The organism is Rhizobium sp. CB3060, assembly GCF_025200735.1.
In the GTDB taxonomy this organism is placed as follows: Bacteria; Pseudomonadota; Alphaproteobacteria; order Rhizobiales; family Rhizobiaceae; genus Rhizobium.
In genome coordinates, this window is record NZ_CP104158.1 from 507,466 (window position 1) to 525,424 (window position 17,959).

21 protein-coding genes are annotated in these 17,959 nt (G+C 59.1%); 12 read left to right on the top strand and 9 right to left on the bottom strand.

Annotation, left to right across the window (positions count from 1 at the left end; translation table 11 throughout):
* Positions 1-56: 56 nt before the first annotated feature.
* Entirely contained in the window at positions 57-689 is a 633-nt protein-coding gene (locus N2601_RS02450) for an invasion associated locus B family protein (protein ID WP_104825006.1), read from the bottom strand.
* Positions 690-1,025: 336 nt separating this feature from the next.
* Here N2601_RS02450 and coxB point away from each other — a divergent pair, with 336 nt between their 5' ends.
* The 6 genes from coxB (at position 1,026) to N2601_RS02480 (ending at position 6,340) form a co-directional block, all read left to right on the top strand.
* A complete protein-coding gene (gene coxB, locus N2601_RS02455) occupies positions 1,026-1,916 on the top strand; it encodes a cytochrome c oxidase subunit II (RefSeq protein ID WP_104822230.1) in 891 nt (296 codons plus the stop codon).
* 14 nt (positions 1,917-1,930) lie between these two features.
* Positions 1,931-3,625, top strand: a complete 1,695-nt coding sequence (ctaD, locus tag N2601_RS02460; protein WP_104822231.1) for a cytochrome c oxidase subunit I — start codon at positions 1,931-1,933, stop codon at positions 3,623-3,625.
* Between the two features lie 57 nt (positions 3,626-3,682).
* Positions 3,683-4,642 (top strand): heme o synthase, encoded by a 960-nt coding sequence (locus N2601_RS02465; RefSeq protein WP_104822232.1) that lies wholly within the window; start codon positions 3,683-3,685, stop codon positions 4,640-4,642.
* Positions 4,639-4,779, top strand: coding sequence for a hypothetical protein (locus N2601_RS02470; RefSeq protein ID WP_034488087.1), 141 nt, complete (start codon positions 4,639-4,641; stop codon positions 4,777-4,779). The genes N2601_RS02465 and N2601_RS02470 overlap by 4 nt, the downstream gene beginning before the upstream one ends.
* Before the next feature lie 9 nt (positions 4,780-4,788).
* Positions 4,789-5,400: a cytochrome c oxidase assembly protein gene (locus N2601_RS02475; protein WP_104822233.1), complete on the top strand. Its 612-nt coding sequence runs from the start codon at positions 4,789-4,791 to the stop codon at positions 5,398-5,400.
* 61 nt (positions 5,401-5,461) lie between these two features.
* Entirely contained in the window at positions 5,462-6,340 is an 879-nt protein-coding gene (locus tag N2601_RS02480) for a cytochrome c oxidase subunit 3 (protein WP_104822234.1), read from the top strand.
* Positions 6,341-6,404: 64 nt separating this feature from the next.
* On the opposite strand, the gene N2601_RS02485 is transcribed toward N2601_RS02480, so the two are convergent.
* Complete coding sequence (locus N2601_RS02485; protein WP_260303393.1) at positions 6,405-7,055, bottom strand: chloramphenicol phosphotransferase CPT family protein; 651 nt, start codon at positions 7,053-7,055, stop codon at positions 6,405-6,407.
* Positions 7,056-7,262: 207 nt separating this feature from the next.
* Between N2601_RS02485 and N2601_RS02490 the strand changes: the two genes are divergently transcribed.
* The 5 genes from N2601_RS02490 (at position 7,263) to rnhA (ending at position 11,219) form a co-directional block, all read left to right on the top strand.
* Positions 7,263-7,700, top strand: a complete 438-nt coding sequence (locus N2601_RS02490) for a DUF983 domain-containing protein (protein ID WP_445944979.1) — start codon at positions 7,263-7,265, stop codon at positions 7,698-7,700.
* Between the two features lie 7 nt (positions 7,701-7,707).
* On the top strand, positions 7,708-8,454 hold the full coding sequence (locus tag N2601_RS02495) for an SURF1 family protein (protein WP_104822236.1): 747 nt from the start codon (positions 7,708-7,710) through the stop codon (positions 8,452-8,454).
* A 161-nt stretch (positions 8,455-8,615) separates the two neighbouring features.
* Positions 8,616-9,623 carry a 4-hydroxy-3-methylbut-2-enyl diphosphate reductase gene (ispH, locus tag N2601_RS02500; RefSeq protein WP_104822237.1) on the top strand — a complete coding sequence of 336 codons (1,008 nt, stop codon included), beginning with the start codon at positions 8,616-8,618 and terminating at the stop codon, positions 9,621-9,623.
* Between the two features lie 193 nt (positions 9,624-9,816).
* The gene (locus N2601_RS02505; RefSeq protein WP_104822238.1) at positions 9,817-10,782 is read left to right on the top strand and encodes a homoserine kinase; all 966 of its coding nucleotides are present in this window, start codon (positions 9,817-9,819) and stop codon (positions 10,780-10,782) included.
* Positions 10,779-11,219 carry a ribonuclease HI gene (gene rnhA, locus N2601_RS02510; protein WP_104822239.1) on the top strand — a complete coding sequence of 147 codons (441 nt, stop codon included), beginning with the start codon at positions 10,779-10,781 and terminating at the stop codon, positions 11,217-11,219. Before N2601_RS02505 ends, rnhA begins: the two co-directional genes overlap by 4 nt.
* A 178-nt stretch (positions 11,220-11,397) precedes the next feature.
* Here the strand turns inward: rnhA and N2601_RS02515 are convergent, their stop codons facing one another.
* Entirely contained in the window at positions 11,398-13,248 is a 1,851-nt protein-coding gene (locus N2601_RS02515; RefSeq protein WP_104822240.1) for an AAA family ATPase, read from the bottom strand.
* 346 nt (positions 13,249-13,594) lie between these two features.
* Here N2601_RS02515 and N2601_RS02520 point away from each other — a divergent pair, with 346 nt between their 5' ends.
* Positions 13,595-13,903 (top strand): Dabb family protein, encoded by a 309-nt coding sequence (locus tag N2601_RS02520; RefSeq protein WP_104822241.1) that lies wholly within the window; start codon positions 13,595-13,597, stop codon positions 13,901-13,903.
* 25 nt (positions 13,904-13,928) lie between these two features.
* Here N2601_RS02520 and N2601_RS02525 read toward each other — a convergent pair whose 3' ends face one another.
* The 6 genes from N2601_RS02525 to N2601_RS02550 form a co-directional block, all read right to left on the bottom strand.
* Positions 13,929-14,609, bottom strand: coding sequence for a GNAT family N-acetyltransferase (locus tag N2601_RS02525; RefSeq protein WP_104822242.1), 681 nt, complete (start codon positions 14,607-14,609; stop codon positions 13,929-13,931).
* On the bottom strand, positions 14,606-15,100 hold the full coding sequence (locus N2601_RS02530; protein ID WP_104822243.1) for a MarR family winged helix-turn-helix transcriptional regulator: 495 nt from the start codon (positions 15,098-15,100) through the stop codon (positions 14,606-14,608). The genes N2601_RS02525 and N2601_RS02530 overlap by 4 nt, the downstream gene beginning before the upstream one ends.
* Before the next feature lie 152 nt (positions 15,101-15,252).
* Positions 15,253-16,155 carry a metal ABC transporter solute-binding protein, Zn/Mn family gene (locus N2601_RS02535; protein WP_104822244.1) on the bottom strand — a complete coding sequence of 301 codons (903 nt, stop codon included), beginning with the start codon at positions 16,153-16,155 and terminating at the stop codon, positions 15,253-15,255.
* Positions 16,156-16,175: 20 nt separating this feature from the next.
* Positions 16,176-17,048 (bottom strand): metal ABC transporter permease, encoded by an 873-nt coding sequence (locus tag N2601_RS02540; RefSeq protein ID WP_104822245.1) that lies wholly within the window; start codon positions 17,046-17,048, stop codon positions 16,176-16,178.
* The gene (locus N2601_RS02545; protein WP_104822246.1) at positions 17,045-17,827 is read right to left on the bottom strand and encodes a metal ABC transporter ATP-binding protein; all 783 of its coding nucleotides are present in this window, start codon (positions 17,825-17,827) and stop codon (positions 17,045-17,047) included. The genes N2601_RS02540 and N2601_RS02545 overlap by 4 nt, the downstream gene beginning before the upstream one ends.
* Positions 17,824-17,952 (bottom strand): hypothetical protein, encoded by a 129-nt coding sequence (locus tag N2601_RS02550; protein WP_260303398.1) that lies wholly within the window; start codon positions 17,950-17,952, stop codon positions 17,824-17,826. Before N2601_RS02550 ends, N2601_RS02545 begins: the two co-directional genes overlap by 4 nt.
* Positions 17,953-17,959: the final 7 nt, after the last annotated feature.

A 17,959-nucleotide genomic window follows, 5' to 3' on the forward strand; every position in this document is an offset into this window, starting at 1 on the left:
TGCTCCGTTCAGAGCCGATGTAGGTTTCGGACGGCGAGAGAGCAAGCCCTGTCGATTTACGGAAGCGCGTCGTAGCCTTCGGCAAAGCCCTTGAGGTCGACAGGAATGCCGATGCCTTCTTCCGGCGACTGGAAGACGATGAAGGTGGCCGTCGCGCCGCTGCGCAGCGTTTTCAGCAACTCGTCCTCAAGCACCACTTCGGCATAGCAGCCGTCCGAGAAGCAGCGCACGAAATAGGCGCGGCCGATATCCTTGCCGTCGACATTAAGGCCGAGCCCGTTCGGCAGCAGCACGCCGAGCGGCGCCAGCACGCGAAGAATCTTCGACTTGCGATCGGCGGTCTTCAGCACGACGACCGAAAGACCGACTTCCGGCCGGTCCTCGGCAATGACGTTCTGCATCAGCGCGCATTGTTCGGTCGATGCGCCGGCCGGCTTGTCGCAGACCACGGACCATGCACCATGGCTGGAGCGCACCGTACCCGGTGGTTGTGGAACCTGGTTGGTCGGAAGCTGCTGGGTATGGGCTGGCGGCTGTTGGCCTGACTGCGGCGGTTGCTGGGTTTGCAGTTGCTGAGCCTGCGGCGCCGGCTGTGTTTGCTGTGCCTGCTGCGCCAGAACGGGTGCTGCAGCCGCAGCAGCGATGCTGGCGGTGACAAGCCAAAGCCGGGCGAGGGAACGAAAACCCATGAAAACCTCTAGATTCGAATCAGTGCTGCTATTGTTGAAGCCCATGCCGGCAAATGAAAAGCCCCGCATGCTGAATTCCAACCGACTGCGGCGGAAATACGACCTCTATCTCATTTTGCCCCGGCAATGCGATGGACCACGATGCAATTTTTCGTATGATGATGAAATGCTTGCCATGTTTCGGCGGGCCGGGGGAATATACTTCGCGCAAAAATGCCGCACGGACAACGCTTGTGAGTTGTTGCGGAGTGCTCCAAACTGTGGTTTGAAGCGCAATGGAATGTAGGGATACTGCGTTTGAGTGATCTGGGATCAAACGCTGGAGGGAGAGACATCGTGATTAAGAGGGCTTACGCAGCTCTGGCGGCTATCGCCTGTCTGCTTTTTGCGACCGGCAGCTATGCCGATCAGCCAAAACCATGGGAAACCGGCCTGCAAGAGGCAGCAACCGGCAACATGCATCAAATACGCTGGTTCGAAGCATACACGCTTTGGTTTATCGTTCCCATTACGCTGCTGGTGCTCGTCCTTTTGATCGTCGTCATGGTCAAGTTCCGGGCATCGCGAAATCCGGTGCCCTCCAGAACGAGCCATAACACGCTGATCGAGGTCATCTGGACCGTGGGACCGGTCCTCATTCTTCTGTTCCTGGCTGTTCCGTCCTTCGATCTTCTGACCGCGCAGCTAACGTTCCCGCAGAATCCTGACGTGACCGTCAAGGCGACGGCGACGCAGTGGCAGTGGAACTATGAATATGAAAACAGCGGCAACACGCCTCTGGCTTTTGATTCCTTCCTGCTGAAGGATCAGGACCGCGCTGCGGCCGGCAAGGAAGACAAATCGAAATATCCGCGGCTTCTCGCCGTCGACAACGAGCTGGTGCTGCCCGTGGGCAAGGTCGTGCGCGTCCTTGTTACCGCCGCACCGACGGATGTCATCCATTCCTTCGCGATGCCGTCCTTCGGCGTCAAGATTGACGCCGTTCCGGGCCGTTTGAACGAAACCTGGTTCAAGGCCGACAATGAGGGCCTGTACTACGGTCAGTGTTCCGAGCTCTGCGGCAAGGACCATGCATTCATGCCGATCGCCATCCGCATCGTCTCTCAGGATCAATACCAGCAGTGGCTGACCACTGCTGCCGGCGACCTGAGCAAGGCCAACAAGGCCCTGATGGCCGCCGTCGATCAGCCGGCTACTGTCAACGTTGCTGCGAACACGGCTGAGTAAGAGGGATAGGGATAATGGCTGGATCTACGGCACACGACGATCATTCGCACGCTCTTCATGACGCTCACGCGCATGACGACCATCACGCTCACAAGCCCAGTTTCGCGAACCGCTGGCTCTTCTCGACGAATCACAAGGACATCGGCACCCTCTATCTGATCTTTGCGATCTTTGCCGGTATCATTGGCTTCCTGCTGTCCGTTGCGATCCGCATGGAATTGCAGGAGCCGGGCATCCAGATCTTCAGCGGTCTGGCTTCCATGGTCTACGGCTATTCGGGCGACGCCTCCATCGATGGCGGCAAGCAGATGTACAACGTCTTCGTCACCGCCCATGCGCTGATCATGATCTTCTTCATGGTCATGCCTGCGATGATCGGCGGTTTCGCCAACTGGATGGTGCCGATCATGATCGGCGCGCCGGACATGGCTTTCCCGCGCCTGAACAACATTTCCTTCTGGCTGATCGTTCCCGCCTTCCTGCTGCTGATCCTGTCGATGTTCGTCGAAGGTCCGGCCGGTGCCTACGGCGCGGGTGGCGGCTGGACGCTGTATCCGCCGCTGTCAGGCCTCGTCGGTCATCCCGGCCCGGCGGTCGACCTGGTGATCTTCGCACTGCATATTGCCGGCGCCTCGTCGATCCTCGGTGCGATCAACTTCATCACCACCATCCTCAACATGCGCGCCCCGGGCATGACGCTGCACAAGATGCCGCTGTTTGCCTGGTCGGTGCTGATCACGGCCTTCCTGCTGCTTCTGTCGCTGCCGGTTCTCGCCGGTGCCATCACCATGGTGCTGACCGACCGCAACTTCGGCACGACCTTCTTCGCGCCGGAAGGTGGCGGTGACCCGATCCTTTACCAGCATCTGTTCTGGTTCTTCGGTCACCCCGAAGTCTACATCCTGATCCTGCCGGGCTTCGGCATGATCAGCCACATCATCTCGACCTTCTCGCGCAAGCCGATCTTCGGCTATCTCGGCATGGCCTACGCCATGGTCGCGATCGGCGCCGTTGGCTTCGTCGTCTGGGCTCACCACATGTATACGGTCGGCCTGTCGCTCGATACGCAGCGTTATTTCGTCTTCGCGACGATGGTCATCGCCGTTCCGACTGGCGTGAAGATCTTCTCCTGGATCGCGACGATGTGGGGCGGCTCGATCGAGTTCCGCACGCCGATGATCTGGGCGATCGGCTTCATATTCCTGTTCACGGTGGGCGGCGTCACCGGCGTGCAGCTCGCCAATGCCGGTCTCGACCGCGTATGGCAGGATACCTATTACGTCGTCGCGCACTTCCACTACGTTTTGTCGCTCGGCGCCGTCTTCGCCATCTTCGCTGCCTGGTACTACTGGTTCCCGAAGATGACCGGCTACATGTACAACGAGAAGATCGGCAACTGGCATTTCTGGATCACCTTCATCGGTGTCAACATGATATTCTTCCCGCAGCACTTCCTCGGTCGTGCTGGCATGCCACGCCGTTACATCGACTATCCGGACGCCTTCGCCGGCTGGAACTTCGTTTCCTCGATCGGCTCCTATGTTGCAGCCGTCGGCCTCTGCTTCTTCTTCTGGGGTGTCATCGATGCGTTCGTGAAGAAGCGCGTCGCCGGCAACAATCCCTGGGGCGAGGGTGCGACCACTCTGGAATGGCAGCTTCCTTCGCCGCCGCCTTACCACCAGTGGGAAGAGCTGCCGCGCATCAAGTAGCTTATTTCCGGACGCCGTGATAAACGGCGTCCGGCTTAACGGACATTGGATGAAAGAATGACGGTGATCGACAATCACGAAGTACTCGCGAAGAAAGGCGAAACCGGCCTGTCTGAAGCGAGTGCGCGCGATTATTTCGAGCTTTTGAAGCCGCGGGTCATGTCGCTAGTCGTCTTCACCGCTTTTGCCGGCCTGGTGCTGGCGCCGGGCCACATCAACCCCATTCTCGGCTTGATCGCCATTCTCTGCATCGCAGTCGGCGCCGGCGCTTCCGGCGCGCTGAACATGTGGTACGACGCCGATATCGACGCGGTCATGAGCCGTACGGCACGCCGTCCGATTCCCGCCGGCCGCGTCAAGGCTTCCGAGGCGCTTGCCTTCGGCTTGGTGCTGTCGGGCTTTTCGGTGACGATCCTTGGCCTCGCCGTCAACTGGCTTTCGGCCGCGATCCTCGCCTTCACCATTTTCTTCTACGTCGTCATCTATACGATGTGGCTGAAGCGCTCGACGCCGCAGAACATCGTCATTGGCGGCGCTGCCGGCGCTTTCCCGCCGGTCATCGGCTGGGCCTGTGTCACCGGAAACGTGACGATCGAGAGCATCGTGCTCTTCCTGATCATCTTCCTGTGGACGCCGGCCCATTTCTGGGCGCTGGCGCTGTTCAAGATGCGTGACTACGAAGCCGTCGGCGTCCCCATGCTGCCGAATGTCGCCGGCGTGCCGGCCACCAAGAATCAGATCGTCGCCTATGCGGTGCTGACGGCCATCATCGGTGTTGTGCCGGCATTCATGGGCTTTGCGAGCTTCGGCTATGGTGCCGTCGCCGCCGCGCTCGGCGCAATCTTCATATACTGTTCCATCGCCGTCCGGCGCATGCCGGATGGCGATGTTAAGATGATCCCGGCGAAGAAACTTTTCGCCTTCTCGATCTTCTATCTCTTCGCAATCTTTTCCGCACTGCTGATCGACCGGCTCGTGATAGTGCTGATATCAGGCGGTGCGGGAGGCTGGCTGTGATCGAACTCGTCAAGCTCACGGAAGCCCAAAAGAAATCACGGCGAGGGCGCAACATCGCGCTCGGTTTGGTGCTCGCCGGCCTGGTGATCCTGTTCTACGCGATCACCATCATCAAGGTCGGCACCGGACACGTTTGAGGAGGCGTGATGGAGGAGGGGACAACAAACAAGGCAAGAAACGCCGGCCGCAATAACGGCCTGGTGGTTGCCATGTGCCTGAGCTTCGTGGTCGGCATGAGCGCCATGTGCGCCGCCGCCGTGCCGCTCTACCGCATCTTCTGCGAGGTAACCGGCTTCAACGGCACGACGCAGCGCGTCGATCAGGCCTCCAGCATCATTCTTGACAAGCCGATCAAGGTCTCCTTCGACGCCAATGTTGCCCCGGGGATACCCTGGGACTTCAAGCCGATGCAGAAGGAAGTCTCCCCAAAGATCGGCAAAACGGTCGAGATCAAGTTCCTGGTCGAGAACAAGTCCGACCAGCCGACGCGTGGACAGGCTATTTTCAACGTCTCGCCGGTGGAAGCGGGCGCCTATTTCAACAAGGTGCAATGCTTCTGCTTTAACGAGACCGATCTGGCACCGGGGGAAAAGCGCGAGATGCCGGTGGTTTTCTACGTCGATCCTGAGATCACCAAGGCGGAAGAAACCAAGACGATCACGGCGCTGACACTATCCTACACCTTCTATCCGCGCGACGGCGCGAAACCTGTGGCTTCCAACGAGGGCGCAGCGAAGGTGGTGGAAAAGAAACTTTGATGGAGAGTGCTTTCGGCTCAGCCGGAGGCGATATGGGAAAAGTCATTCGGGGATTGCTGACATGGCAGAGGCGCATACCAAGAAACACGATTACCACATTATCGATCCCAGCCCGTGGCCGATCATCGCGGCCTTCGGGGCCTTTGTCATTACCTTTGGCGGCGTCTGCTTCATGCGCTACCTGAACGGCGGCGCGGTGCATCTGTTCGGGATCAACTTCGCACAGCCCTGGCTGTTCTTCATCGGCCTGGCCGTGATCCTCTACGTCATGTACGGCTGGTGGTCGGATACGGTGAAGGAAGCGCATGAGGGCGCGCATACCCGCGTCGTCTCGCTGCATCTGCGCTATGGCATGATCATGTTCATTGCCTCCGAGGTGATGTTCTTCGTCGCTTGGTTCTGGGCCTATTTTGACGTCAGCCTCTTCCCGAACGAAGCCATACAGGCTTCGCGGACGGCCTTCCTCGGCGGCCAGTTCCCGCCCAAGGGCATCGAAGTCCTCAATCCTTGGCATTTGCCGATCTACAACACCATCATCCTGCTGCTCTCGGGCACGACGGTTACCTGGGCGCACCACGCGCTGCTGCACAATGACCGCAAGGGCCTGATCCAGGGCTTGGTTTTGACCGTGCTGCTCGGTGCGCTGTTCTCCTGCGTGCAGGCCTATGAATATGCGCATGCGCCCTTCGAGTTCAAAAACTCGATCTATGGCGCTACCTTCTTCATGGCGACCGGTTTCCATGGTTTCCACGTGCTGATCGGCACGATCTTCCTGCTGGTCTGCCTCATCCGCTCGATCGGCGGCGATTTCACGCCAAAGCAGCATTTCGGCTTCGAAGCGGCCGCCTGGTATTGGCACTTCGTCGACGTCGTCTGGCTGTTCCTGTTCTTCTGCATCTATATCTGGGGAAGCTGGGGCGCGCCGGTCGCGGCTGGCTAAGCCAAGGCAGAATTGAGATAGAAGGCGGGTGCTTCGGCGCCCGCCTTTTTCATTGCGGGGCCTCTCAGGCGCCGACGGCAAGCCGCTCGAAGGCTGTTGGGCGCGGAACCCCTCGATCCAACAATTGCCGCATCTGTTCGGCGCAGGCCTGTGGACTTTGCACGGATGTATCCACTTCCAGATCGTAGATGCCCGGTTGATGCACTTGCGCCTGCCACGCAAGGATCGGCGCGGGAACCGGGGCATCGGCAGAGACGCTGACGTAGTCATTGCGCCTTTCAGGGCCTTCCGCCAAACGTCGCTGCATGATGGTCTCGATCGGACAGTGCACCCCGACGAAAAGGACGGGTAGGCCGGCAAGTTGGCGGGCGCAATCCGAAAGGATTCCGAGCGGCTTTGAATAGGCGTCATGATGGCCGAATTCGGCAATGACACTGAGCCCAAGGCGGCTATGGGCGGCAATCGAGGCATAGAGCGCCGAATAGAATATCGGAACCAGCGGTTCCAGGTCAGGCCGTTCGCCGCCCGGCCGTACACCGATCCCCGGCCGGTAACGCGGTGGCGTGATATGCCGCACATAGGCGTCGACGCCCAGATTCATCCATGGGTCGTCGAAACCTGCCTGGATGGCCTCGACAATGCTCGATTTTCCGGATCGCGGCGCGCCGTTCAGAATGATGATCTGGCCGGCCTTCGTGTCTTGCTTATTGTCCATACCCTCTTTCTATGGCCGCAATGGTGTTTTTCAAGCGGCCAGGAAAAGGCGGCCGCGACATCATGATGCGGGATTGGGGCCTTGTTTGGCTGCTGCGCAGACGTCACCATGCTTTTGAATTGGACGGATGGCCGCGTCGCGGTTACTGATGATGACAGGACGAGACCCGGATGCTCGTCGTGAATGGCAATCGATCGAGATCAAACCTTGAGCCCAGAGCAAGACACAGCCCCAGGTCACGGGACAGACCCAAATCAAGGGGCAAATGGTGACAGCGCCCTCTTTCCACCCGTCGATCCGTTCCGGGTCGGCATTCAAGGATGCTGTCCGCGTTGCGGTCATGGCAAGCTCTTCGACGGTCTGCTCTCGCTGAAGCCGCGTTGCGCAGCTTGTGGGCTCGACTATGCCTTTGCCGATGCGGGCGATGGCCCGGCGGTCTTCGTCATCCTCATCGTCGGCTTCATCGTCATCGGCTCGGTGCTATGGCTGCAGGTCAACTATGCGCCGCCGATCTGGGTGCATATCCTGCTGTTCGGCCCCTTGACCATCATCCTGTCGCTTCTGTCGCTACGCTGGTGCAAGGGCATCCTGATCGCGCTGCAATATCGCAACAATGCCAGCGAAGGGCGCATTCATCGTGACTGAGGCCGCCATGCCCGCTCGCCGCGCCAACCCTTTCTGGCAGTTTGGCAAGGTGCTGATCCTGCTCGTGGCGCTTGGCATCCTGCTGGCTCTCGGCACCTGGCAGGTCGAGCGGCTGCACTGGAAGGAAGGCCTGCTCGCCGACATTGCCGAGCGCCAGGCCGCGGCCCCTGTGCCGCTATCGACGATCGAGGCCATGGCCGCATCCGGCGGCGATATCGAATATCGCGTCGTCACAGCGACCGGCCGTTACCTCAACAACAAGGAACGGCATTTCTTCGCAACCTTCGGCGGCGCTTCCGGCTTTGATATTTATACGCCGCTGCAGCTTGCGGACGGGCGCTACCTCTTCGTCAACAGAGGTTTCGTGCCCTACGACGCCAAGGAGCCGGAAATGCGCATGCAGGGGCAGTTGACGGACGAACAGACCGTCACCGGCCTCGCCCGCGCCAAGCTCGCCGGCCAGCCCTCGGGCATGCCGGACAATGATCTGGCGAAGAACATATTCTATTGGAAAGACCTGGATGCCATGGCCGATAGCGATGGGCTTCCGCGGGATAAAGTACTGCCCTTCTTCGTCGATGCCGACAAGACCCCCAATCCTCAGGGCCTGCCGATCGGCGGCGTCACCATCGTCGATTTGCCGAACAATCACCTGCAATATGCCGTGACCTGGTATGGCCTGGCGGCGGCGCTGGTCGCCATCGTCGCCATCTCCTGGTGGCGCAAACGCCATCCGGGCACCCCCACGCAATAGTTTCGCGCAATAGAATAGCTTCATTTCGATGGAATATTCGGCTAGAGCATGATCCCAAAAAGTGCGCAGTGGTTTTTGGATAAGATCATGCGGACTACATGAGTAAGCGGCAAGGCGAACCTATCTATAGCCTTGCCATCGTCCCGGATTTCGGAAGAGACATGAATATAGCGGTTTCCAAACCTGACCTGACCATCCGGCTCTGCGGTCCGCGTGGCTTCTGTGCCGGTGTCGATCGTGCCATCCAGATCGTCGTGCTGGCGCTGAAGGCCTATGGCGCGCCGGTCTATGTCCGTCATGAGATCGTGCATAATCGCTATGTCGTCGAAGGGCTGGAGGCCAAGGGCGCCGTCTTCGTGGAGGAGCTGGACGAAATCCCCACCGAGCATCGCGCCCAGCCCGTCGTCTTTTCCGCCCATGGCGTTCCGAAGTCCGTGCCGGCGGATGCGGACGCGCGCAATCTCTTTTATCTCGATGCCACTTGCCCGCTGGTGTCGAAGGTGCACAAGCAGGCCATGCGGCATAACCGCCTCGGCCGCCATGTCATCCTCATCGGTCATGCCGGCCACCCGGAAGTGATCGGCACCATGGGCCAGCTTCCCGAGGGTTCCGTGTCGCTGATCGAGACGGTGGAGGATGCCGACGCCTATCAGCCTGCCGACCCCGACAATCTCGGTTTCGTCACGCAGACGACGCTCTCGGTCGACGACACCGCCGGCGTCATCGCACGGCTGCAGCAGCGTTTTCCGAATCTCACCGCGCCGGCCGCCGATTCGATCTGCTATGCTACGACCAACCGCCAGGAAGTGGTGAAGGAAGCCGCTCCAGGCTGCGATCTCTTCATCGTCGTCGGTGCACCGAATTCGTCCAATTCCAAGCGTCTCGTGGAAGTCGCGCTCCGGGCAGGGGCTAAGAAATCCGTGCTTGTCCAGCGCGCCTCCGAAATCGATTGGGACGATATCGGCGATATCAAAACCGTCGGCCTCTCCGCCGGCGCATCGGCACCAGAGGTCATCGTCAACGAGATTATCGAGGCGTTTCGCACCCGCTTTAATGCCGTGGTGGAGCTTGCCGAAACGGTCAAGGAGACCGAGAATTTCCTCGTCAATCGCGAGCTGCGCAATATCGAACTGACGGTGGCCGACATGGCCTTTGTCAATGGGGACTGAAGAACGGCCACCTCGTCCTTCGAGGACCTGCCGCTTGCGCTGACGCTGCATCGGCAAGGCATTTTAGGATGAGGTGAAGAGAGTTTCGCCGCCAGACGCCGAATCAGCCCTCATGGTGAGGAGGTCCGCAGGGGAGTCTCGAACCACGAGGGCGGGCGGCTAGGTGGCTAGCATGTATCAAAGGGAATAATTCGTGGCCGTTTATACCGATATTACTGAAGACGATCTGAAGTGGTTTCTGACGGAATATGATGTCGGCACGTTGCTCTCCTACAAGGGCATTGCCGAGGGCGTCGAAAACTCCAACTTCCTGCTGCATACGTCGCGCGAGCCGCTGATCCTGACGCTCTATGAGAAGCGCGTGGAGAAGAGCGACCTGCCGTTTTTCCTCGGTTTGATGCAGCATCTGGCAAGCCGCGGCCTGTCTTGCCCGTTGCCCTTGCCGCGCAAGGATGGCGCGTTGCTCGGCCATCTCTCGGGCCGCCCGGCCGCGCTGATCTCCTTTCTCGAAGGAATGTGGCTGCGCAAGCCCGAGGCAAAACATTGCCGCGAAGTCGGTAAGGCGTTGGCTGCGATGCATGTCGCCGGCGAAGGCTTCGCCATCAAGCGGCCGAATGCACTGTCGCTCGAAGGCTGGCAGGGGCTCTGGGAAAAATCCGAAGCCCGCGCCGATGAGGTCGAACCCGGCCTGCAAGACGAAATCCGCGGCGAACTCGATTTCCTGGCGGCGCATTGGCCGAAGGACCTGCCGGATGGCGTCATCCATGCGGATCTGTTTCCCGACAACGTCTTCTTCCTCGGCGACGAGCTTTCCGGCCTGATCGACTTCTATTTCGCCTGTAACGACCTGCTCGCCTACGACGTCTCGATCTGCCTCAACGCATGGTGCTTCGAGAAGAACGGCGCTTACAATATCACCAAGGGCATGGCGCTTTTGGAAGGCTACCAGAGCGTCCGGCCGCTGGATGATGCCGAAATCGCCGCCCTGCCGACGCTGTCGCGTGGCTCGGCGCTGCGCTTCTTCCTGACCCGCCTCTATGATTGGCTGACGACGCCGGCCGGCGCCTTGGTCACCAAGAAGGACCCGATCGAATATCTGCGCAAGCTGCGCTTCCATCGCCAGATCGCCTCCAGCGCCGAATATGGGCTGAAGGCATGAAACATGTCGATATCTTCACCGACGGCGCTTGCTCCGGCAATCCCGGTCCAGGCGGCTGGGGCGCGGTGCTGCGTTATGGCGATGTCGAAAAGGAGCTTTTCGGCGGCGAACAGGAGACGACCAACAACCGCATGGAGCTGATGGCGGCGATCTCCGCGCTTGGCGCGCTGAAAACGCCATGCGAGGTCGATCTCTACACGGACAGCGTCTATGTCAAAGACGGCATCTCCAAATGGATTTTCGGCTGGAAGAAAAACGGCTGGAAAACCGCCGACAAGAAGCCGGTGAAAAACGCCGAACTCTGGCAAGCGCTGGAGGAAGCCCGCAACCGGCATCAGGTGACATTGCATTGGGTCAAAGGCCATGCCGGGCATCCGGAAAACGAGCGCGCCGACGAACTGGCGCGCAAGGGCATGGAGCCGTTTAAGAAGAAGTAGGGTGGGCGGTGAGCCAATGCTTGGATGGTGGCTTTGCGGCATTAGCAGACTTTGGCTTGGCTTTCATGGACGACCGTTTTGGTGCCGGAAGCGGCATTTTCAGCTTTCGGGCTCGGTAGCGGGCGAAGCTGACTTCGCCCCTTACTTCCTGGTAGCGCCTCGGCGTCGTTCCAGAACATTATTCGGCGATGGCATCGATGATCGACCGTATTTCGCGGCTCTTGCTGGAAGTATCGTCTGCCAGAAATAACAGAAGACCATTTTGGCAGAATTCGATCACATGACTAAGATCTTTCCCAATATCAAGGTACGTTTCGAGGTCGCCTTCGCGAAGGACGAACATGCCGTCTGAAGCCGAGGTGTCTATATGACCTCCCCAATCTAAGTGTGACTGTTTGAATGCGGCGATTTGTTCAGCCGTTCGGAGGAGAACACCATTGTCGGCGGGATAATGCAAATTCACGACGTAATCGAAATCCGCGATTGCGTAAACGCGGAGGCCGAAGCTTGAAAACAGACTGTTCCACTTCGGCAGTTCTCTCTTTCCGCCGACATGGAGAACCGCAATTTCTTGTTCGAGCAGACGGTGGCGCTCCTGGAGCAGCGCCCTGAAGAAATAGCGGTCGGTGTCGCCCTCCACCAGAACCACTTTTTTCGAGAAAAAGGCATAAGTGGACCGGGAGTTGTCGAGAATGCGTATGAGGCTTTTTTCATCTGCGGAAAGTGTTGGCGAGAAGATTGACGTGTGACCGTTCGCATTAAGCGCAAACCGGCGTACAGAACTTATGGTGCTCGAATTGATGAGCGATTCCGAATGGGTAACGAGAATATATTGGCAGTTCTGCGTCCGGTTCAGCTCTCGAAGTACCTGCAGATACTCGTGCTGAAATTGATAATGCAAGTGGATTTCAGGTTCATCAATGATGACGACGCCACCCTTCAGCTCACCCCTCCCATACGCCTCGAGCACTAGGTGGATAATCGCTTTTTGACCCGCGCTCAGGCTGTTAATGTCGCCGATTGGCTTGTTGCGACGGGTGTCGTAGAATTCAAAGCTGTACTGCCATGTCCGCTGGTCCAGAAGCTTTATTTGACAGCGCAGATTTACCACGCGCAGTCGCTCATTGACCTTCCTCACAAAGCGAAGATCGTTCGCTTCTTGCTCACACTGCGCAAGATCTTTTGCTTCTGAAATGAGGTTGAAATGGCGCTCAGCAACCTGCAGCCGCACGAGCGCGAACACAGGCGGTTCATTGCTGTCGGTGGCATTTAGGCTACGATTGAAATCTTGATTCCGTATGTCCTGAATCTGCTGCGACGCCGACGCGCTGCTGAGGGAAATTGAGGGCTGAAACGCGTGGTAGTTGCGATAGCTACCGATAAGCGTGAAGCTCTCATAGAGCGGTGGGATCGGCTCACCGCGCGTAAGGGCATTGTGAAGTGAAATGGCTTCTCTGAAAAGGTGATAGTCGGTTAGATATGTGAAGCCAAAGTCATGTTCTCCATCCTGTAGCTGAATTGAGAAACTATTCGCGGCACGGTTCAATATCACGTCAATAACGTAGGTGTCGCGCTCTTCGCCATTAGCGTTAACATTATAATTAGAGTATGATCCCAGCGTTTGGGTAAGCTCAACAAAGTAAGTCCTGATATTAGCAATGTTCTGCCGGTCGATGTCGTCGAGTCGCACTGCTATACGAATGCGCTGTTCTTCATCTTCGCTATCCCAATTTGCGTCTAGCCGAAAACCGTTGATGTTGGTGTGATTGGCTGGCTGCAGAACCTGCCGCCTATCATTTGTTGCAAGGGTTGAGCGGCGTCCGAACAGCTCACGATTGAAGCTGAACTGACGATATATGACCCTTCGGAAAAGGAAGTTGACAACTTCGAGGGCTGTCGATTTTCCGGAGCCATTCTCGCCGATAATAATATTTAGACCATCGTCAAATTCTATTTTATCGGCCTGGCGCACATCTGCGCGATAGGGAAAGCTGAGGACATTTGATATTTGAAGGTATTCGATTCGCATGCCTTAACCCTACACCCTTTACCGGAGTAGCATACCGAGGGCCGACCTTTTGCTCAAGCTACGGTTGAGGTTGGTTTGTGTTGTATGCCGCTGACCACCCCGCCCCGTGATCTTGGTTTGGCTGTAGAACCTCACCGTATGGCGGCTTTCAGGACCGGCGTTAGTACCTGCGAACAGCGACTATGAAGGCGCGAAGCCGTCCTTCTGTGACCGGACCATCTATGTCTGCTTCGAGCCAAAAGCGGTCATAGTCGGCACTCACCAAAAAGCCCAAACATCGCAACCCCGCATCTTGCCCCTCAGCCCTTTCCCTCTATGCTGCGCCAAAACAGCTAGGGAGATAAATATGATCCTGCATTGCGTTTTCCTGCGGCTCAAATCCGCCATGACACAGGATGAGAAAAAGGAGCTTTTCGAATCCGTCGCCGCCTTGCAGCAGGTCATTCCCGGCATTCTCGATGTCAAATATGGGCCGAATGTCTCGCCGGAGGGGCTGCATGGCGGCTTCGTTGATGGCTTTGTGGTGACGTTCGAGAGCCCTGAAGCGCGCGACGCCTATCTCGTGCATCCCGAACACGTTGCTGTCGGTGAGCGTCTCGTCTCCTCGACTGACGGCGGCCTCGCCGGCCTGTTGGTCTTTGATCTCAATATTTAACTAGAGCGACCGGCCCTGATCACGCTTACCGGCGGGGCGTGACGATGGTGAGATTCATCTCGGAACGCAGGCGAAAACCCATCGCCTTGTAAAGCGAGATGGCCGGCGCGTTCGTTGCATATGCATGCAGATAAGCGGTTTCGTTCCTCGCGGAGATCTCGCCGGCAACGAAGCGGAAGAGCAGGGTGCCGAGGCCGCGTCCCCGAAAATCGGGATGGGTGCAAAGGCCGCTGAGTTCGGCAAAACCGGGCTGGCGCATGCGCTGGCCGGCCATGGCGATGAGCCGGCCCTCAATCTTGATGCCCCAAAAGGTGCCGAGGCTTTGGGCGCGCAGGGTAAAGGGACCGGGCTTGGTCAGCGTGGCCAAGGCGAGCATCTCAGGTGCATCGGCTTCCGTTAGCGACTCGATCCTGCTGTCCGAGATCCGCTGATAAGGCCGTTCGGGGATCATCTGCACCAGCTTGCCTTCAGAGACGACCGTCAGTCTCGGCGGGATTGCGATGGGATTGGCTTCGACGAGCGCCATGGCCTCGTCAGCGGCCGGCAGATTTTCCAGAGCCTCGAGGCTTTCCGCCGTATCATCGGCGGGGGCTGCGAAGGGCACGATGGAGGGCGGATAGCGGCGGGCGCGCTCGTTGCCTTCCGCCAGTGTCGCATGGGCAGTTCGAAGGGCGTTCCAGGCCGGGCGGTCGAGAATATGGCTCATGGTTTCTGCTCCTTGTCGAGTTTGCCTCGACGGGCAAGCGGCGCTTCGGCAAGCCCGTTCTCGATTGCAGTAAGCTGTTCCAGGATCGGCCCGGAACTCTCGCCGCAGAGCTCGATGACAGCCTGTTCGATGCGCGGCCAGACTGATCGTTTCGAGTAATCGACGAGTTCCTGTCCTTCCGGTGTTAGGGAAACCAGTCTTCGGCGCTGATCCTCGGGTGAGGCCTGCATGTCGACGTAACCCAGTTCCAGAAGCTGCGAGACGGTCCGCGTGGCCCCTGGCTGGGTGATGCCGACAGCCTGGGCAAGCTCACCGATGGTAAGCGGGCCGGCGCGGTCGATCGCCGCGAGGAAAGGATATTGGGCGGATTGGAGGGAGACGCCGAGCTCTCCCATAATCTGCTGGGTATCGGCCTGAAGGCGCTCGCCGATGCGGCGAAAGCGGCTGCCGAGGCAGAGGAAACCCAGCGATTTCACGATATCTTCAGCCACGCCGCATTCCTGCTTCAATTTACATAACTGGTTATATAACTTCTTATGAAACAATGGTCAAGCGGCGCGTCCCCGACCTGCTGGTCTTCGCTCTCGATCTTTGAATGAAAAGGCCGCAGGCAAATGCCTGCAGCCATGCTCGTCCTGCTGTCTCAGCTCGATTTCGCCATCGCCGCGGCGAGTTGATCAACGTTATAACGGAACATTTTTTCATATGTCGGAGCCGGCCCATTGGCCTTGGAGAGGGCCTCGACGTAGAGTTCGCCGCCGGGCTGCGCGCCGGTGGCCTTGGCGACCTGCTTGACCAGGCGCGGATCATTCGAATTCTCGAAGAAATAGGTCATCACATGTTCGGTCCTGATCTGCTCGATCAGCTTGGCGACGCCGGCGGCCGAGGCTTCGGTCTCGGTCGAGACGCCGAGCGGCGACAGGAAGGTGACGTTGTATTCACGCCCGAAATAGCCGAACGCGTCGTGGCTGGTCAGGATCTTACGGCGATCCTCTGCAATCTTGTCGAACTTGCTGTGCGCATAGGCGTCGAGATCCGTCAGTGTCTTGGTATAGCGCTCAGCATTGGCCTTGAAATCGGCGGCGTCGGCCGGATCGGCGGCGGATAGCGCCTTTTCGATATTGGCGACCCAGATCTTCACATTGACCGGGCTGTTCCAGACATGCGGATCGGTGACGGTCTTGCCGTCGTCGACCATGGTGCGGGTATTGATGCCGTCAGAGGCGACGATCGGCGTGCCCTTGTAGCCGGAAGCCTTGATCAACCGATCCATCCAACCTTCCAGACCTTCGCCGCTGACGAAGGTGACCTTGGCGGCATTGAGCCTCTTGGCGTCGGTTGGTGAAGGCTCGAATTCATGGGGATCGCCGTTCGGGCCGACAAGGCTCGACACCTTCACATGCTCGCCGCCAACCTGCTTGACGACATCGGCAAGCACGGTGAAGGAGGCGACGACATCCAAGGTTTCCGCCGAAGCGGGCGCCGCTATGCCGAAGGCGATGAAGGCCGGCAGCGCAGCGGAGAGAAGCAGTCTGTGTCTGGTCACGATAATCTCCTTGATCGAAATTAGCCCCTGAGATGGGGACGGGGAATAAACCGGCGGGCGAGGCCCGAGGGTGCGAAGAGAATGGAAAAGCCGTAGATCAGGCTCGCCGTGATGATGATGGTCGGGCCGGAAGCGAATTCGAGGTGATAGGAGGCGATGAGCCCGATATAGCCCGACGCGGTCGCGGTTGCCGCTGCGATCGCCATCATCGCCGGCAGGCTGCGCGACCAAAGCTGCGCGATCGCCGCCGGCAGCATCATCAGCCCGACCGCCATCAGCGTGCCGAGTGCCTGGAAGCTGGCGACGAGATTGAGCACCACCAGCAGCAGAAAGAGGAAATGATAGACCGCTCCCCGGCCACCGACGGCGCGGAGAAAGCCGGGATCGAAGCATTCCACCACCAATGGCCGATAGATGACGGCGAGCGCCAGGAGCGTCACCGTGGTGATCGCGCCGATTTGGTAGAGGGCAGGGGCGTCGATCGCGAGGATGGTGCCGAAGAGCACATGCAGAAGATCGATATTGGAGCCGCGCAGCGATACGATGAGCACACCGAGCGCGAGCGACGTCAGATAGAAGCTGGCGAAACTCGCATCCTCCTGCAGCACCGTCATGCGGCTGACGAGCCCCGAGAGCAGCGCCACCGACAGGCCGGCAACAAGCCCCCCGAGACCCATGGCCGTCAGCGACAGCGAGCCGGCAATCAGATAGCCGATGGCCGCCCCCGGTAGTACGGCATGGCTCATGGCGTCGCCCATCAGGCTCATCCGCCGGAGCATCAGGAAGACGCCGATCGGTCCGGAGCCGAGCCCGAGGCAAAGGCAGGCGACGAGCGCGCGCCGCATGAAACCGTAATCGGCAAAGGGCGCGAGGAAGATGTCATAGGCCGTCATTCGGCCGGCTCCCGCTTCGCTAACCCCCGATGGGTAGGCGCCCGTTCCGGCAAGCAGTCTCCGGCGTCCTCGTCCCAACGCTCCGCCATGGCCCGCGCCTTGATGAGATTATCGGAGCTCATCACATCCTCTGTCCGGCCCCAACCGACGAGTTCACGGGCGATCAGCAGCGTCTCCGGAAAATGCGCGCGCACCTGATCGAAATCATGCAGCACCGCAATCACCGTGCGCCCGTCACTGTGCCAACGTAAGACAATATCGAGCAGGTCGCGTGTCGTGCGCTGGTCTATGGCGGTAAAGGGCTCGTCGAGAAGGATGACGCGGGCATCTTGCAGCAGCAGCCGCGCAAAAAGTACGCGCTGGAATTGCCCGGCCGAGAGTGAGCCGATGTGCCGACGCTCGAAGCCCGCCAGGCCCACGACCGCCAGCGCATCACGGGCACGCTCGGCATCCGCGTGTGAGAAACGCCTGAAGGCGCCGGAATTTTTCCAGGCGCCGAGCATGATGGTATCGGCCACCGAGATCGGAAAACGTCTGACGATATCGGCCGCCTGCGGCAGATAGCCGAAATCATTGCGCGTCAGCGCGCCGCGATCGATCGAGCCTTCCGCCGGTCTCAATTCGCCGATGATCGCCTTCAGGAGCGTCGACTTGCCCGCCCCGTTCGGTCCGGCAATCGCCGTCAGGCTGCCGGCCTGGAAGGCACCAGAAACGTGATGCACGGCTGGATGGCGTTCATAGGTGACGGTGAGGTTGTCGAGACGGATCTGAGCACTCATGCCAACGCCACCGCCCAGCCGATCGTGGCCCAGAGAATTGCGATGCCGATTGCAACGAAGGCGAGGCGCATCAAGGCCGACCGCCCGATCAGGGATGCGGCGAAGGGATTGTTGTTAAAGGGCATGGGTGGT

Bases quoted from the DNA above. Each gene is read 5' to 3' on its own strand.
- N2601_RS02450 (WP_104825006.1), bottom strand. From the start codon at position 689: ATGGGTTTTCGTTCCCTCGCCCGGCTTTGGCTTGTCACCGCCAGCATC.
- ctaD (WP_104822231.1), top strand. From the start codon at position 1,931: ATGGCTGGATCTACGGCACACGACGATCATTCGCACGCTCTTCATGAC.
- N2601_RS02465 (WP_104822232.1), top strand. From the start codon at position 3,683: ATGACGGTGATCGACAATCACGAAGTACTCGCGAAGAAAGGCGAAACC.
- N2601_RS02475 (WP_104822233.1), top strand. From the start codon at position 4,789: ATGGAGGAGGGGACAACAAACAAGGCAAGAAACGCCGGCCGCAATAAC.
- N2601_RS02480 (WP_104822234.1), top strand. From the start codon at position 5,462: ATGGCAGAGGCGCATACCAAGAAACACGATTACCACATTATCGATCCC.
- N2601_RS02485 (WP_260303393.1), bottom strand. From the start codon at position 7,055: ATGGACAATAAGCAAGACACGAAGGCCGGCCAGATCATCATTCTGAAC.
- N2601_RS02495 (WP_104822236.1), top strand. From the start codon at position 7,708: ATGCCCGCTCGCCGCGCCAACCCTTTCTGGCAGTTTGGCAAGGTGCTG.
- ispH (WP_104822237.1), top strand. From the start codon at position 8,616: ATGAATATAGCGGTTTCCAAACCTGACCTGACCATCCGGCTCTGCGGT.
- rnhA (WP_104822239.1), top strand. From the start codon at position 10,779: ATGAAACATGTCGATATCTTCACCGACGGCGCTTGCTCCGGCAATCCC.
- N2601_RS02515 (WP_104822240.1), bottom strand. From the start codon at position 13,248: ATGCGAATCGAATACCTTCAAATATCAAATGTCCTCAGCTTTCCCTAT.
- N2601_RS02520 (WP_104822241.1), top strand. From the start codon at position 13,595: ATGATCCTGCATTGCGTTTTCCTGCGGCTCAAATCCGCCATGACACAG.
- N2601_RS02525 (WP_104822242.1), bottom strand. From the start codon at position 14,609: ATGAGCCATATTCTCGACCGCCCGGCCTGGAACGCCCTTCGAACTGCC.
- N2601_RS02540 (WP_104822245.1), bottom strand. From the start codon at position 17,048: ATGACGGCCTATGACATCTTCCTCGCGCCCTTTGCCGATTACGGTTTC.
- N2601_RS02545 (WP_104822246.1), bottom strand. From the start codon at position 17,827: ATGAGTGCTCAGATCCGTCTCGACAACCTCACCGTCACCTATGAACGC.
- N2601_RS02550 (WP_260303398.1), bottom strand. From the start codon at position 17,952: ATGCCCTTTAACAACAATCCCTTCGCCGCATCCCTGATCGGGCGGTCG.